The sequence below is a fragment of the Paenibacillus phyllosphaerae genome (assembly GCF_014192105.1).
Classification (GTDB): domain Bacteria; phylum Bacillota; class Bacilli; order Paenibacillales; family Paenibacillaceae; genus Paenibacillus_Z; species Paenibacillus_Z phyllosphaerae.
Genome location: NZ_JACHXK010000017.1, coordinates 162,128 through 176,715 on the forward strand (window position 1 = coordinate 162,128; position 14,588 = coordinate 176,715).

A 14,588-nucleotide genomic window follows, 5' to 3' on the forward strand; every position below is an offset into this window, starting at 1 on the left:
TAAATAAAAAGCCAATAGAATAGCAAAGCGTGGTATGAAGCGCTTTGCCACTATTCCCTCTCTACTATTGCTCCCAATGCAGCAGCTTCGGCAGCTGGATCGATTCGGCGAGTGCGCACATCAGCCCGTGTCCGATGAAGATGCTCGTCTTGCGACCTGCATCCGGAATCCCGGCATTCTCGAAGCGCTGCTTGACGCGGTCGTAGACCTGATCGAACACGCTGCGCGTGAACTCGCGTACAGCCGGTTCAGGCGTGGCGTGCGCCATCATGGCGAGCAGAATCTCATTGCGGTAATTGGAGAGCAGCTCGAAGAATGCCTCGCCCATGGCTTCAGGCAGCTGCTCGGGCGGCGCTTCGGTTATCGTGAACGCATGGACAATGCGATCGGTGGCCTGCTTCAGAACGGCCAGGTAGAGCTCCTCCTTCGATTTGAAGAAGTGGAACACATACGGCTGGGTCACGCCGACCTTGCGGGCGACCTCGGCGGTTGTCGTCTTGTAATAGCCGAACTCTGCGAACAGAGCGGCCGCGGCTTCGAGAATTTGTTCCTTCCGGTTCTGGGCTGCTGTATCTTTGGGTGTCATGGCTACATTCCTTTACGCTATTTATTGACCGATAAATAAAATATAATCCCAAGCTCCGGATGCTGTCAATATAATTTACATTTTTTGTATAAGGCATTCAGTTACGTCGCTTGTGCGCGAGAAGCGGTAGGCGACATGCCGATTACCTTTTTGAACATCTTGGAGAACAGGAACGGATCCGTATAACCGACGGAGCGCGAAATATCGCTGATCGACAGCTCCCGGTTGCGCAGCAGCGCCGCCGCCCGATTCATCCGGTAGTGCAGCAGATACGTCTGCAGCGAGACGCCATACTGCTCCTGGAACAAGCTCGACAGATAGGTGCGGTTCAGTCCCACATAGCGGGCGATCTCCAGCACGGTTATTTTCTGGCTGTAGTTATGCTCGATCCATTCACTCGCCTTGCGTACGTACGCTTCCTTGGACGGCGAAGCGGGTCCGCGCACCGGCGCCTCCGCGCACTCCACCAGTTCGGCGAGGAAGCGGAACAGCAGACTTTGGAAGAACAATCCGCTGCCGCGGCGCTGGCTTGCGGCGATGAGTTCCTCGTGAAGGCATTCGAAGAACGCGCGATCCCCGGTGCGGAAGATCGGGCTATCCGCATCAAGACCCGCCGAACTTAAGAGCGCCTTGGCCTGCATCCCCCGAAAACCGATCCATGTATATACCCACGGTTCGCGTTCGTCTGCTTCATAATGCACGATCGCTCCGGGCGGGATGAGGAAGCCTTCGCCGGCGGTCAAGGCGTAGGTCTGGCCATTCATTCGGAATACGCCCCGGCCGCTGTGGATGTAATGGATGATATACGAATCGCGCAAGCCCGGTCCCCAGCTATGCAGCGGCTCGCATTCCTCTTTGCCATGGAAGAGCACATTCAGATCCAGCTGGCCTTGCAGCGCTTGATCCAGACGGCTAATATCGACGCGCAGCATACGCTCATCCCTCCTTGTTACTCGTATTATAACAAGCGGATTCGGCCTTTCGGAAGATGGAAGCGCGCGCAATCTGGCATTATGACAGGTAATGGTGGGGTTGCTCCATGTTGCTCTTCTCGCCGTGACGCTATAGTAAGGGTATATTGCACATGACCAATTGGAGGGGAAACTTCATATGTCCAAAATTACGTTTCTTGGGGCAGGTAGTACGGTTTTCGTGAAAAATGTGCTCGGCGACGTCATGCTTACTCCGGCGCTGCAAGGCTTCGAGCTTGCTTTGTTCGATATTGACCACGGCCGGCTGCGGGAATCCGAGCAGCTGCTGAACAATATTCTTAAGACGTCGGGCAGCAGCTGTACGATCCGCACGTATACCGACCGCAAGGAAGCGCTGCGGGGCGCCAAGTTCGTCATTAACGCGATTCAAGTCGGCGGATATGATCCTTGCACCATCACCGATTTCGAAATTCCGAAGAAATACGGCCTGCGTCAGACGATTGCAGATACGCTCGGCATCGGCGGGATTTTCCGCAATCTGCGGACGATTCCGGTCGTGCTCGATTTTGCGAAAGATATACAGGAAGTGTGCCCGGACGCATGGTTCCTGAACTATACGAATCCGATGGCGGTGCTGACGAATGTGCTCGCGAGCGTCGGCGGCGTGAAGACGGTCGGCTTGTGCCACAGCGTGCAAGTGTGCGTGCCGCATCTGTTCGAATCGCTCGGGATGGAGAGCGAAGGCGTCGAGGCCAAGATCGCGGGCATCAACCATATGGCATGGCTGCTCGAGGCCAAGAAGGACGGCGTCGACCTCTATCCGGAGATCAAACGGCGCGCGGCGGAGAAGCAGAAGGAGAAGCACCACGATATGGTGCGCTTCGAACTTATGCAGCGCTTCGGCTACTACGTGACCGAGTCATCGGAGCATAATGCCGAGTATCATCCGTATTTCATCAAACGCAATTATCCGGAGCTGATCGATCGCTTCAACATTCCGCTCGATGAATACCCGCGCCGCTGCATCGAGCAGATCAAAGGCTGGGAGTCGATGCGGGAATCGCTGCTCGCCAATGGCAATCTCGAACATCGCCGCAGCCACGAATACGCTTCGTATATTATGGAGGCGATGGTGACGAACAAGCCGTTCAAGATCGGGGGCAACGTGCTCAATACCGGGCTCATTACGAACTTGCCGAAGGAAGCCTGCGTCGAAGTGCCGTGTCTGGTCGATGCTTCAGGCGTGACGCCGACCTATGTAGGCGATCTCCCGCCGCAGCTGGCCGCGCTCAACCGGACGAACATCAACACGCAGCTGCTGACGATCGAAGCGGCGTTGACGGGCAAGAAGGAACATATTTACCACGCGGCGCTGCTCGATCCGCATACGTCCGCAGAGCTGTCGATCGACGATATCGTCTCGATGTGCGACGATCTGATCGAAGCGCACGGCAGCTGGCTGCCTGCTTATAAATAAAATTAAGCCCTTCCTGTCTTGCTGCAGGAAGGGCTTTTTGCCGTGCTGTGGCACCAGTCTATGCGAATCGTACCGACGACGCGCGCAAGGTTTCCATTGAACTGACAAGCCCTATGCTGACAAAAGGGGAACATGCTGCAGCGATTTCGACCCTTTTTGTTGCGGGCACGTTTCGTATAATGGAGCTATTGCACCCTGAATCGGTGAACGAAGGGGTTAGAGAAGAGGCCGCGACTTATGACGAATCAGCATTCAGCACGGCGGCGCCTGCGGGCGCCGGACTTCCATCCTGTCGCTTGGGCGATTATTATCGGCACATTTCTAGCCAGGACCGGGTTTTTCATGACGATACCTTTCTTAGGCATCTATTTGGGCGAGGTCAAAGGCATGAATCCCGCGACGATCGGGGACATCCTAGCGACCAGCATGCTGGCCGGGACATGCAGCAGCTTTATCGGCGGCTTGTTGTCCGATCGACTCGGCCGCTTTCCCGTTATGATCACGGCGATGACGCTGTGGAGTCTGGTGTTCATCGGCTTTGCATTCGCGGAAGCGCCATGGCAGTTCTTCCTGCTTAGTGCTTGCAATGGGTTGTTCCGCAATGTATTCGAGCCCACGGCCAAAGCGCTGCTGGTCGACGTGACGAAGACGGAGAAGCGGGCTGCCGTTTTCCATGCGCGCTATTTTGCCATTAATGTCGGCGGGGCAGTCGGTCCTCTGCTTGGCCTGCAGCTCGGTGCCGGAGGCACGTCTTCGCTGCTGCCCTTCGCGATTTGCAGCGGGATTTATCTGGCCTATGTGCTCGTGCTCGTTGCTTTAAGCCGCATGAATCGCGAGGCAGGGCAACGCCGTAAGGCGCAGGGTGAGCCGGTCTCGATGCGGGCGATGGCCCGGATCGTGTTCACCGACCGGGTGTTTCTCTGCTTTCTGATCGGCAACGCCTTCGTGGCAAATGCCTATGGACATCTGGATACGACGCTCTCGCAGTTCCTTGGCCACGACAACGTGAAGACCTATTCCTTCTTGTTCATGGTGAACGCCGTATCCGTTCTGTTGCTTCAATATCCGCTCGTGACCATGATGCGGCGCTTCTCCTCCATGACGGCCTTGACCGTAGGCTGCCTGTTCTTCGGCCTCGGACTGTTCGGCTTCGGGCTATTCGATCAGCTGCCGCTGCTTGCGTTGTCGGTGGTCGTGTTTACGGTGGGCGAGATACTCAGCTTCGTCATCGGCGATGTGCTGATCGGCGAGATTGCGCCTGCGGATTCGCGCGGGACGTACTATGGCGCAAGCGGACTTGCTTTTATCGGCCAGAGCGGCGGTGCTTGGCTGGGAGGCCTTCTGCTGCATTCGCTTGGTTTTGACCAAGGACCGATTATCTTCGGCCTGTTGATGCTCATTACCTTCGCGGCGTTCCCGTTCTTCTTCGCGGGACAGCGATTACGGACAAGGCTGCCCATCCCTGAAGAGCAGGAGCGGGCAGCCTAGAATGGAATGGATCAAGCGCTGTTCTTCTGTACGTTGCGTCCTGTTCCTCCGCGGCGCGATCGGCTGAAGGAGAGACCGAGCGACAAGGCGGCCGTCACGGCAGCGATGAATACACCTGCAGCGCCGATCCAACTGATCGCCAGCAGAGAAGTCTGTTCGACCACGATTCCGCCGATGCCTGCGCCGGCCGCCATGGCCAACTGCAGCACGGAGCTGTTCAGGCTAAGCATAATGCCGGAGGCTTCGGGGGCGAGCGAGAGCAGGTGGTATTGCTGCGTCGGACCCGACGACCAAGCCGCGAAAGACCAGAGGACGAGCAGCGGGATCATCGCTGTCGCGGAATGCGCGAACAAGGAGAGCAGGATGAGTGCGAAGGCGTGAACGACCATCCCGCCGATCAACGTCCGCGGAACGCCGAACCGGTCGGTGCTGAAGCCGCCGAATTTGGACCCGATCAGACTGGCGATGCCAAATGCGAACAGGCCGGCGCTGACGCCTTGTTCCGTCATGCCCGTCACCTCGAGCAGGAAGGGGGAAATGTACGTGTAAGCAATGGCATAGCCCGCAATCCAGAAGAAGGTGATGGACAGGGCGATGACGATGCGCGGCTGGCTAAGGAGCGCCAACTGTTGCCGGATCGGTACCGGGGCTTCTCCGTCCGTGCGAGGGATGGTGTATGCGATGAGCAGCATCGCCAATAGGCCGAGTACGCCGATACCGGCGAAGATCATGCGCCAGTCATAGGAGGCGGCGATGACGCGGCCGAGCGGGACGCCGATGATGAGCGCGGTGCTGAAGCCCATGACCAAGGTGGCGATCGCGCTGCCTTGACGGTCCGCCGGCGCAAGCTTGGAGGCGACGGTCAGCGCGGTGACGACGAAGACGCCAGTGCTAAGAGCGAGCAGAACGCGGGACCCGACCAGGAATTCGAAGCCGGGGAACAAGACGGTGACGCCATTGCCGACAACGAATAGCGCTAGCGCGTAGAGCAAGAGCTTGCGCCGCTCCATCCTAGCGGTGAATGCCATCAGGAACGGTGTGCCGAAAGCATAAGCCAAGGAGAATACCGTAATGAGCTGGCCTGCGGCCGATACGGACACGCCGATATCGGCTGCCACTTTGTCGAGAATGCCGGCGATAATGAACTCTGATGTTCCGACCAGGAAGCTGACTGCAGCGAGCATGTAAATTTTCCATGCGTTGGACATGTTACGGTTGCTCCTTTCCACACCCCATAATTCTATATTTCTAAGTTTATAGAAATAACAAACAAAAAAATTACTCCAGCAGGAAAGGGGCGTACTTCACGGCAACTTCCCGATTGACGCTGTAGTAGATATACGTGCCGTCTTTGCGCATCTTCAATAAGCCGCTGTCCGTCAGCTGCTTAAGATGATGGGACAAGGTTGATCCCGCTACGGACTCCAGCTTGCTTCCGATGGCGGAGCAGCATAGATTCTGCTCCTCAGTCAGCAGCATCGCGATTTTGAGACGGGTCGGCTCGCCGAGCGCTTTATAAACTTTAACGGCTTGTTGTACATCTGTAGGAAGTTCGGTCATGGGCTTCACCTTTGCTAGGTTTGTTATTTCTATAACGATGGAATTAAGATAACATAACACTGGATGGATGTAAATGGTAAAAATGAAAGGCTAGTCCGGATAGAAGCGGATCCAGCCCTCGCTTCACAGCACCGACCCGACAGCAGCCCGTAACGTCCCCTTACCCCTTATCCGAAGGTGGCAGATTCGGTTTCACCGTGGTTGGCCGCCAGTTGATGATCTTCACCAATTCCTGCTGCATGTACTCGGGGGAATGCTTGAATCCGCTCTCCACCCAATGGAATACGAGCCCGAGCAAGGCATGGATGGAGAAGGTCGCCATGAGTTCCTCGTCGATTCCACGATTCGGATAACTCAGTTCCTTCATGGAAATATTCTTTAATGCCATAAACATTCGTTCGCGCAAATGAGGCAGCACGTCGCTTTTCATCAATACGGTATAGACGGACGCATGGTCGTGGAAGTGCTTGAACAGCATGACCGAGCTCGCGGGCAGCTCGTTAATATGGAACACTTCGACCTTCTCGTAAGGCGCGCGGTACGACTGAAGCAGCTTCTCGATCAGGTCCGCGATCATGTCATCAAGGAGCGCCTCTTTGCTCTCGTAGTTGGCGTAGAAGGTGCCGCGGTTATAATTGGCGTGCTCTACAATCTCTGTAATAGAGATGGAAGCGAAGGGCTTCAGTGCCATGAGCGCCAGAAGCGATTCTTTCAGCGCGGCTCGGCTGCGGACGACGCGGCGGTCGAGTTTTGGTTCTTTCTCTTTGGGGGACATAATTCACGGTCCTTTGTCAATTAGTGTACAGTTTCTCCGGATCTGTTCGTTACCTTACAAAAGCGGTGTTTTTACTGATTGTAATCCCTTTCACGCATTGATTATACTACAGCTAACAGATGTTCTGTACTGAACACTTGTTGGTTATTTCCTTTAGACAGCCGCAAGCAAAGCAGAGGCTGACCGCAAATATGAATCTTCTATTAATGGAGGAACTCACATGAAACTATCCGGTAAAGTAGCAGTCGTAACAGGCGCGGCATCTGGCATGGGCAAAGCGATCGCCGAGTTGTTCGCGGCGGAAGGCGCATCGGTCGTTGTAGCCGATCTTCGTTTGGAGGCGGCGCAAGCGGTCGTATCCGGCATCGAAGCAAGCGGCGGCAAGGCGCTCGCGCTTGTGGCTAACGTTGCGAAGGAAGAAGACGTTCAATCGCTGATCGACGATACAGTAAAAGAATTCGGTACGGTCGACATCCTCGTGAACAATGCCGGCATAATGGATAACTTCGTTCCGGCTGCCGATCTGACAGACGAGCTGTGGGAACGCGTCTTCGCCGTGAATACGACGGGCCCCATGCGCGCGATTCGCAAAGTACTGCCGATCTTCCTGGAGAAGAAGGGCGGGGTCATCGTTAACGTTGCTTCCGCAGGCGGTCTGTTCGGCTCCCGCGCCGGTGCCGCGTATACGGCAGCCAAGCACGCGGTTGTCGGTCTGACGAAGAACGTCGGCTTCCAGTACGCCAAGGAAGGCATCCGCTGTAACGCGATCGCGCCAGGCGGCGTGGCCACGAACATCAGCACGTCGATTAATGCGCCGAATCCGTTCGGCATGGAACGCGCCATGACCGGCATGGGCCTCAACCCGCGTACGGGCGAGCCGGAAGAAATCGCGAAGGTTGCGCTATTCCTCGCTTCCGACGATTCCAGCTTCGTGAACGGAACGGTCGTTACGGCGGACGCAGGCTGGACGGCTTACTAAGATTAAGCGCAAGCGAATAGGGTCGTCTTCAAGTCATTCCATCGGCTTGGAGGCGGCCCTTTATCATGTTTTTCGTTAGAGAACACTTTATCCCGCGGGATGAAGTGTTTTTTGAATAGGAAGGCGTCAGCCGTTTTACCTCGTATGGCCATGGGCCTGTCGGCGTTTAAGACGGCCATGCATGATTTGCCATGGGAGTAGCCACCCTATGAAGAAGGAACTGGATAAGGGTGGTTACCATGTTTTATCGCAGCGGCAGGCGCAATAGCCGCCATCGCTATCAGCAAGGGAAGCACAAGAGACAACAGAACAATGATCGGGAAGCCATCCCGCTCGTGTCGAGCATCAATGCCAATCTTGACCGGATTGCCGGCATCCTGAAGGCACCGGAGGACCTCGTCGTACGGTCGTTCAAGATTGGCGTGAACCGGCATGCGTGCGCGATCATCTGTATCGATGGCCTCGTGGACAAAGCGCTCATCCAAAATCAAGTGATCGACCCCTTGCTGCACCATTTCACGGAGCAGCAGGTGGACTCGGCCAATAAGATTGCTACCCTCGTGGTGGATGAGGTGCTTACTTCGTTCGATATTGGCGAGAACGAGACCTATGAAGACTCGATCGGTTCGCTGCTCAGCGGTGACAGCGTTCTGTTGATCGAAGGCCTTGCCACGGCAATTATCATCGGCAGCTCGGGCTGGAATAGCCGCAGCGTGGAAGAACCGCAGACAGAGTCGATCATCCGTGGACCGCGGGAGGGCTTCGTCGAGGATATCCGCACGAACACATCCCTTATCCGGCGCAGGCTGCGAGAACCCAATTTGCGGTTGATCACCTACAAGCTAGGGGAACGAGCCCGAAGAACCGTTGTCATGATGTACATTGAAGGCATCGTTCATCCGGATCTGGTCGAGGAAGCGAAGCGGCGGATCGAAAGCATTGAGATCGATGACGTAGAAGGTTCGGGGACGATCGAGCAATGGATGTCGGACAGCTTTCTCAGCCCCTTCCCGCTTATCGCCAATACCGAGCGTCCGGACAAGGTGACCGGCGGTCTGCTCCAGGGAAGGATCGGCATTCTCGTAGACGGGGATCCGTTCGCGCTCGTGCTGCCGATTACGTTCTCTTCTAATTTGCAATCGCCGGAGGACTATTATCAGAACTGGCTGATTGCGACGCTGACGCGCATTATGCGATTAGGCGCGGCGTTTCTGGCGACCTTTCTGCCTGCGTTGTATATTTCCCTGCTGGAATTCCATCACGGTATGATTCCGTCGAAGCTGGCTTTTTCGATTGCCGGCGCAAGAGAAGGGGTGCCGTTCCCGGCCGTCGTCGAGGCGTTCATCATGGAGATTACGCTTGAACTGTTGAGGGAAGCCGGAATCCGGCTGCCGAAGCCGATCGGACAGACGATCGGTATCGTAGGCGGCCTCGTTATCGGGGAGGCGGCTGTTTCGGCAGGCATTGTCAGTCCGGTTATGGTCATCGTCGTTGCCGTAACCGCCATTTCGTCGTTCTCCTTCCCGTCGTATTCGTTTGCCATTTCCCTGCGCATGGTTCGGTTTGCGATTATGATCGCGGCCGCCTTTTTTGGCCTGTACGGCATTATCCTGTCGTACATTATGATCAATATTCACTTTGTGAATCTGTACAGCTTCGGTATCCCGTACTCTACGCCGTTCGCGCCGCTATTCTGGGGCGACTGGAAGGATATCATACTGCGCGCCCCGGTTGAATATTTGAAAGACCGTCCACGTATGCTGCAGACGCGAGACAGTATACGAATGAAGCGAAAATAGTGGTGGTTCCATGAGTAGGCGACAATACGACGATAACCGCATATCTGCCCCTGAGATGACGATTACCGTAACGTCCATGATTATCGGGGTAGGCATTCTGACGCTGCCCCGTGTGCTTGCGGGCACTACGGAATCTTCGGACGGGTGGATCTCCATCGCGCTGGCGGGCTGCTTTGGCATGCTGCTTGCGTTTATCCTCGGCAAATACGGGGTGTTGCTGGGGAACGAGACCTTCTACGATTTCATCGGCAAACTGATAACGAAGCCGATAGCGGCGGGGCTTATGATCGTTGTCATGTTTTATTATGCTATGTACGCCTCTTACGAGGTCAGGGCCATCGCCAACATTTCGAAAACCTATCTTTTCGAGCGCACGCCCTCGGAAGCCATTGGGCTTACGTTTCTGCTGATCGTATGCTACGCCGTCTCGGGATCGCGAATCGGCATCATCCGGCTCAATACCTTGTTCTTGCCGTTTGTCGTTGTCCTTACGATGGTTGTTCTTTTCTTAAGCAATACTATTATCGTATGGCAGGAACTGAAGCCGGTTTTCGTCACCAAGCCGGGTCCTCTGTTGACAGGCGCGCAAGAGAGCGGGTTCACGATGCTCGGCTTCGAATCGATCCTTTTTTATTCGACGATGATGAAGCGGCCCAAGGATGCTCCGAAGGCAGCCGTCTTCGGCGTTGCCATACCGGTCGTGCTGTATATGGGGATCTATCTGGCGTGCGTCGGTATTTTCTCGCAGGCCGGCCTCCAGGAGATCGGATACCCCGCAATCGAGCTGGCCAAGGAAGTGAAGATTCCCGGCGAGTTTTTCGAACGGATGGAATCGGTCTTTTTCACCATATGGATCATGACCATATTCAACTCCTGCACGATGGCTTTTGACATGGCGATGCACGCGGGTTACTCCGTCTTCAAGAAGGGCAAGCGGATCCATTGGGTGATTCTGCTGGCGCCTATCATCTATTACATCGGCATGATGCCGAAGAATGTCATCGCGTTCGCCAAATACGGTTCGTTCATTAGCTATATCGGATATGGCTTGATCATCCTCTTGGCGATCCTTTATCCGTTTGCGAAAAGGAAGGTGAAGCGTTCATGGGCAAGCGGATCCACGGGGGGAAATGCTTGATCGCCGTCTGCGCCTTAACGCTGCTATCCGGTTGTTGGGATCGCGTGGAGATTGACGAAAGGGGCTTCGTCACCGGCGTGGCGATTGACCTGGTCAAGAAGAAGGGGGAGGAAGCGAACGAAGAGTCTTCTGCTCAGCAATTTAAGGGAACCTATCAGATCATTGTCCCTGCAGGTCTGCGGAGCGGGGGGAATGAAAGCGGAGGTGGAGGCGAGTCTTACTTTAATATCAGTGCGAGCGAGCGCTCCATCATGGCGCTTACCGCAAGGCTTGCAACGAAGACAAGCCGCACGCCCTACTTTGAGCATCTGGCGATTATCGTGTTATCCAAGGACGTCGTGAAAGGCAAATCGGCAGATTTGGCGGATCTGCTGGACTTCTTCCTTCGCGATAACGAGATGCGGCGGGATGTCAAAGTGCTCATTACGGACGGCAAGGCAAGCGACATCTTCAATATTAAGTCCCAGAATGAAAAATATCCTCTCGCTTATATTGAATCGACGCTCAAGAATAACTTCAAGAGCAACTACATGCTGCCGCCATCGCGTATCGGCGACATTCATGAGCAGATTCTGAAGGACATCAGCTTCACGATTCAGAAAATCAGCCATTATGAAGACGGCATTTCGCTGGTCGGAGCGGCGCTGTTCGGCGGAGATCATGCTTTCGTGGGTTTTTTATCCGGCGAAGAGACGCAGGGGCTCAATTTTATGCGTCAGCAAATCAAGGGCGGCGTGGTTGAGACGCAGATGGACGAGCAGATCGTTGATTTCGAGGTGGAGCGGGCAAAAAGCGAGATTCATGCCTATCCCGATGGCGACAGCTTCCGGTTTGTCATCAAGGTCAGAGCGGAAGGTGCGTTGGGCAAATCCATCCGAAATCTGGATGTTGCCAAGCTGAGTACCATTACTGCGATGGAGGAAGCGTTCGCCAAGAAAATCGAAGCGGTATGCTACGAGACGATCACCGCCCTGCAGAAGGAATATAATACGGATGCGATCGGGCTGCTCTCCTATCTGAGGCAGAACCATTATCGCAGCTGGCTCAAGCTCAAGGACAATTGGGATGAAGGAGAGAATCTGTTCTCGGATGCGAAGATCGAAGTTCAGGCCAAGGTCAACATTCGCCGTCTCGGGAACATCAACCAAAGCGAGGGGGAGTAGAGCGTGCTCGAGAAGCTGGCAGGGTTCGTTCCGTCCGGCAGCGTATTCTTCTGTACGATTTTAGCCGGGGCGATTCCCTTTCTGATCTACCAATACAACCAACGGCTGCATAAGAATGGAGACCCGCCATGGAAGGAGAAGGATCAGGAGTCGCCATAACGCTCAAGCGGTGCAGACACCGCATCTATCATAAAAAGCCGATCCAAGCGCTAGGCTAAGATCGGCTCTTCCTATTGCAGGGGCTATCAGCATGCTTGTGGCGGCTGATTAACTTAGTACGTAATTACTTACGCTTGAGCCGCAGCTTCATGTGGCGTCGTCACTTGCCACAGCACGCCGAATTTGTCCTCGATGACCCCGAACAGCGAACCCCAGAATTGCTTCTTCAGCGGATCTTTCACGTTGCCGCCATCCGCAAGCTTATCGAATGCTTCATGGGCTGCCTCATCGGTTGCGAACTCTAAGCTAAGGTGCATGCCGGTTCCGCGCGTAATCGGACCGAACGGCGAGTCGGACATGAAGAACTGAATGCCGCCGGCGATGAAGCTCATATGCATAACTTTATCCTTAACCGCTTCAGGCGTGCCCGGCGTTTGGCCGAACGTCATAAGGCTTTGGATCTCCCCGCCCAGTGCTTGCGTGTAGAATTCGGCTTGAGCCCGAGCATCCTCGGAAAAAATATAAGGTGTTAATTTCGCCATTCTTACATCAACGTCCCTTCGTAATGGGTTTTGAAGCCTTACCTGTCTGTGGCTACATTGTAGCATGGCCAGGAATCGCACATTTCTTATCGATTGCGCTCTTTGTTTTCTTCATTGGCGTGCTTGCCTGCAACTTCCTTTTTATTGAAAACGTCGGTAATTGTACGGGGCGATTGTTCTGATCGTACCTGCGATTAAGGCGTAAGCACGAGAAGGAGACTAGTGAATGAGTGTGACAAGACGACGTTCGTTCTTGGCGGCTAACCGATGGACAGTCGTGACGATCGTGGCGCTTCTGGTGACGATGATGCTCCAATATTGCGTTTCGGCTGGCGCAGCCGCTGTTAGTTCCCCCAGTTGGTCCATGTCCGCCGGGCCGGAGTTAAAGAAGGGGGAACCGGATTTTGGCGAGGCAAAGACGGCGGTTCTTCCGGGAAGCGGCATCATTGTTGCCTACAAGTCCGGTCAGATGCTGGCGTTGCATGCCAAGACCGGGGAGCGGCTGTGGAAATTCGGCAGCAATTTGCTGCCCTACTTCTACGCGGCGGATAACACTATATATACCGTGACACGCAGCGGTCAGCTGGTAAGCGTCAATAGCCAAGGGAAGCTGAACTGGTCGGCCAAGACCGGCCCGTTCCAGCCAGGGGACCGCATTCTTCTGCTCGATTACCTTTATGTATTGCGAGGCGACCGGATACAAGCCTTCGGACGACAATCCGGCAAGCTGATCTGGGAGACGGCAGAGCTGAAGGGGACGGAAGTGCCGACGCAGCTGCAACTTATGAATAACCTGCTGTTAGGTGAAAGGAAGCTGCCTGGTGCCGCGGCATTGGGTGAGGTCTTCGCCTATGACCGGGCAACGGGCAAGAAGCTGTGGACGCTCCGCGGACATCGCCTGCCTGTCTCGGCCGGCCAAGGGGAACTGCTTGCCGCGGTCATCCCGCAGCCTTTCCCCGGCGATCCCATAAACCTGACCTTCACCTATAGTGCGATCGATCCCAAGACGGGGAAAGTCGGCGCAAGTTATGTTTTTCGCCATAGCTTAGCTTCGAATGATGCCTTCAGCGTTAAATTTGTCCCAACGTCTATCGTCAATGGCAGTACGCTGTATATTCTGTGGGGAGATACGATCGAAGCTTACAATCTCGGTGAAGCGGCCTTGCGGACCAAACCGATTCGATCCATCATTCAGCCGAAGCGGGTGTACCCCACAGGGGAGATCGCATATAACCAACTGATTATGGAGGACCCGACTACGGGCCGCGTATCCGCCGTGCGATTGGATACTGGTGAGCATAAAGTATGGGATAACGAAAAGACGCCTCATTATAGGGCGACGATAATCGGCAGAGGGTTGTACCAGATGTATGAAGACGGTACGCTAATCGCCTTTGATTTGCGCAGCGGACAGCGGATCTTCACAGCAGCGACGGGGCAAGGCGGCGTGCAAAGCCTGCTTCGGGCAGGGCCTTACCTGATAGCGGTGAAGCAGAGCAAGCTTAACGGTTATACGCTCCCGGAGATATTGCGCTAGGTAATATAGAAGGAAGGAGAGGCGACTGGTGCCCCGCACGGCCAGTTGCCTCTTTGTGTCGGTTCCGGGGGCGTATGCGAAATCACACGAAATGCTTTTTAACAAATGTAATAAATTTCAAGTAGACATTTGTTTGCGTAAGGTGTATTCTATATCTCGTTGCCGCGAAACACACAAACGGTTAACAAAAAAAGAATTTCAAAAAAACACTTGCAATGATCGCTTCGAATGTGTTATATTCTAATTCCGGCCGCGAGAGCGACACGGACAAGCGATTAAAACTGATGAATGCTGAACGTCTTATCAGCCGTTCAAGTCAATCATCACTTGTTCCTTGAAAACTGAACAATGAGCGATATGTTTTATAGCTAGTTAAGTAATGAGTCACAAGCACTTCTTTTATGGAGAGTTTGATCCTGGCTCAGGACGAACGCTGGCGGCGTGCCTAATACA

14 protein-coding genes are annotated in these 14,588 nt (G+C 54.7%); 8 read left to right on the forward strand and 6 right to left on the reverse strand.

Annotated features, from left to right (window positions below):
• Positions 1-64: 64 nt before the first annotated feature.
• Positions 65-586: a TetR/AcrR family transcriptional regulator gene (locus FHS18_RS26355; RefSeq protein WP_183603367.1), complete on the reverse strand. Its 522-nt coding sequence runs from the start codon at positions 584-586 to the stop codon at positions 65-67.
• A gap of 101 nt (positions 587-687) precedes the next feature.
• Positions 688-1,518 (reverse strand): AraC family transcriptional regulator, encoded by an 831-nt coding sequence (locus tag FHS18_RS26360; RefSeq protein WP_183603368.1) that lies wholly within the window; start codon positions 1,516-1,518, stop codon positions 688-690.
• A gap of 178 nt (positions 1,519-1,696) precedes the next feature.
• On the opposite strand from FHS18_RS26360, the gene melA reads away from it, so the two are divergent.
• Positions 1,697-2,995, forward strand: coding sequence for an alpha-glucosidase/alpha-galactosidase (melA, locus tag FHS18_RS26365; protein ID WP_183603369.1), 1,299 nt, complete (start codon positions 1,697-1,699; stop codon positions 2,993-2,995).
• A 237-nt stretch (positions 2,996-3,232) separates the two neighbouring features.
• Positions 3,233-4,483 carry an MDR family MFS transporter gene (locus tag FHS18_RS26370; RefSeq protein ID WP_183603370.1) on the forward strand — a complete coding sequence of 417 codons (1,251 nt, stop codon included), beginning with the start codon at positions 3,233-3,235 and terminating at the stop codon, positions 4,481-4,483.
• Between the two features lie 11 nt (positions 4,484-4,494).
• Here the strand turns inward: FHS18_RS26370 and FHS18_RS26375 are convergent, their stop codons facing one another.
• The 3 genes from FHS18_RS26375 to FHS18_RS26385 all read right to left on the reverse strand — a co-directional run bounded on the left by FHS18_RS26375 (position 4,495) and on the right by FHS18_RS26385 (position 6,818).
• Complete coding sequence (locus FHS18_RS26375; RefSeq protein ID WP_183603371.1) at positions 4,495-5,691, reverse strand: MFS transporter; 1,197 nt, start codon at positions 5,689-5,691, stop codon at positions 4,495-4,497.
• 70 nt (positions 5,692-5,761) lie between these two features.
• Positions 5,762-6,043, reverse strand: coding sequence for an ArsR/SmtB family transcription factor (locus tag FHS18_RS26380; protein WP_183603372.1), 282 nt, complete (start codon positions 6,041-6,043; stop codon positions 5,762-5,764).
• 160 nt (positions 6,044-6,203) lie between these two features.
• Positions 6,204-6,818 carry a TetR/AcrR family transcriptional regulator gene (locus tag FHS18_RS26385; protein ID WP_183603373.1) on the reverse strand — a complete coding sequence of 205 codons (615 nt, stop codon included), beginning with the start codon at positions 6,816-6,818 and terminating at the stop codon, positions 6,204-6,206.
• A 220-nt stretch (positions 6,819-7,038) separates the two neighbouring features.
• Here FHS18_RS26385 and FHS18_RS26390 point away from each other — a divergent pair, with 220 nt between their 5' ends.
• From FHS18_RS26390 to FHS18_RS26410, 5 genes are all read left to right on the forward strand, one after another.
• Positions 7,039-7,797 (forward strand): SDR family oxidoreductase, encoded by a 759-nt coding sequence (locus FHS18_RS26390; RefSeq protein WP_183603374.1) that lies wholly within the window; start codon positions 7,039-7,041, stop codon positions 7,795-7,797.
• Positions 7,798-8,036: 239 nt separating this feature from the next.
• Positions 8,037-9,596, forward strand: a complete 1,560-nt coding sequence (locus tag FHS18_RS26395; RefSeq protein WP_183603394.1) for a spore germination protein — start codon at positions 8,037-8,039, stop codon at positions 9,594-9,596.
• Between the two features lie 10 nt (positions 9,597-9,606).
• On the forward strand, positions 9,607-10,734 hold the full coding sequence (locus FHS18_RS26400) for a GerAB/ArcD/ProY family transporter (RefSeq protein WP_183603375.1): 1,128 nt from the start codon (positions 9,607-9,609) through the stop codon (positions 10,732-10,734).
• Positions 10,701-11,897 (forward strand): Ger(x)C family spore germination protein, encoded by a 1,197-nt coding sequence (locus tag FHS18_RS26405; protein WP_183603376.1) that lies wholly within the window; start codon positions 10,701-10,703, stop codon positions 11,895-11,897. The genes FHS18_RS26400 and FHS18_RS26405 overlap by 34 nt, the downstream gene beginning before the upstream one ends.
• Positions 11,898-11,900: 3 nt before the next feature.
• Positions 11,901-12,056 (forward strand): hypothetical protein, encoded by a 156-nt coding sequence (locus FHS18_RS26410; protein ID WP_183603377.1) that lies wholly within the window; start codon positions 11,901-11,903, stop codon positions 12,054-12,056.
• 128 nt (positions 12,057-12,184) lie between these two features.
• Here FHS18_RS26410 and FHS18_RS26415 read toward each other — a convergent pair whose 3' ends face one another.
• Entirely contained in the window at positions 12,185-12,598 is a 414-nt protein-coding gene (locus FHS18_RS26415; RefSeq protein ID WP_183603378.1) for a VOC family protein, read from the reverse strand.
• A gap of 226 nt (positions 12,599-12,824) precedes the next feature.
• On the opposite strand from FHS18_RS26415, the gene FHS18_RS26420 reads away from it, so the two are divergent.
• Positions 12,825-14,135: an outer membrane protein assembly factor BamB family protein gene (locus FHS18_RS26420; protein WP_183603379.1), complete on the forward strand. Its 1,311-nt coding sequence runs from the start codon at positions 12,825-12,827 to the stop codon at positions 14,133-14,135.
• Positions 14,136-14,588: the final 453 nt, after the last annotated feature.

Coding starts and splice junctions, on each gene's coding strand:
- FHS18_RS26380 (WP_183603372.1), bottom strand. CDS start 6,043: ATGACCGAACTTCCTACAGATGTACAACAAGCCGTTAAAGTTTATAAA.
- FHS18_RS26405 (WP_183603376.1), top strand. CDS start 10,701: ATGGGCAAGCGGATCCACGGGGGGAAATGCTTGATCGCCGTCTGCGCC.
- FHS18_RS26385 (WP_183603373.1), bottom strand. CDS start 6,818: ATGTCCCCCAAAGAGAAAGAACCAAAACTCGACCGCCGCGTCGTCCGC.
- FHS18_RS26420 (WP_183603379.1), top strand. CDS start 12,825: ATGAGTGTGACAAGACGACGTTCGTTCTTGGCGGCTAACCGATGGACA.
- FHS18_RS26375 (WP_183603371.1), bottom strand. CDS start 5,691: ATGTCCAACGCATGGAAAATTTACATGCTCGCTGCAGTCAGCTTCCTG.
- melA (WP_183603369.1), top strand. CDS start 1,697: ATGTCCAAAATTACGTTTCTTGGGGCAGGTAGTACGGTTTTCGTGAAA.
- FHS18_RS26415 (WP_183603378.1), bottom strand. CDS start 12,598: ATGGCGAAATTAACACCTTATATTTTTTCCGAGGATGCTCGGGCTCAA.
- FHS18_RS26400 (WP_183603375.1), top strand. CDS start 9,607: ATGAGTAGGCGACAATACGACGATAACCGCATATCTGCCCCTGAGATG.
- FHS18_RS26355 (WP_183603367.1), bottom strand. CDS start 586: ATGACACCCAAAGATACAGCAGCCCAGAACCGGAAGGAACAAATTCTC.
- FHS18_RS26360 (WP_183603368.1), bottom strand. CDS start 1,518: ATGCTGCGCGTCGATATTAGCCGTCTGGATCAAGCGCTGCAAGGCCAG.
- FHS18_RS26370 (WP_183603370.1), top strand. CDS start 3,233: ATGACGAATCAGCATTCAGCACGGCGGCGCCTGCGGGCGCCGGACTTC.
- FHS18_RS26395 (WP_183603394.1), top strand. CDS start 8,037: ATGTTTTATCGCAGCGGCAGGCGCAATAGCCGCCATCGCTATCAGCAA.
- FHS18_RS26390 (WP_183603374.1), top strand. CDS start 7,039: ATGAAACTATCCGGTAAAGTAGCAGTCGTAACAGGCGCGGCATCTGGC.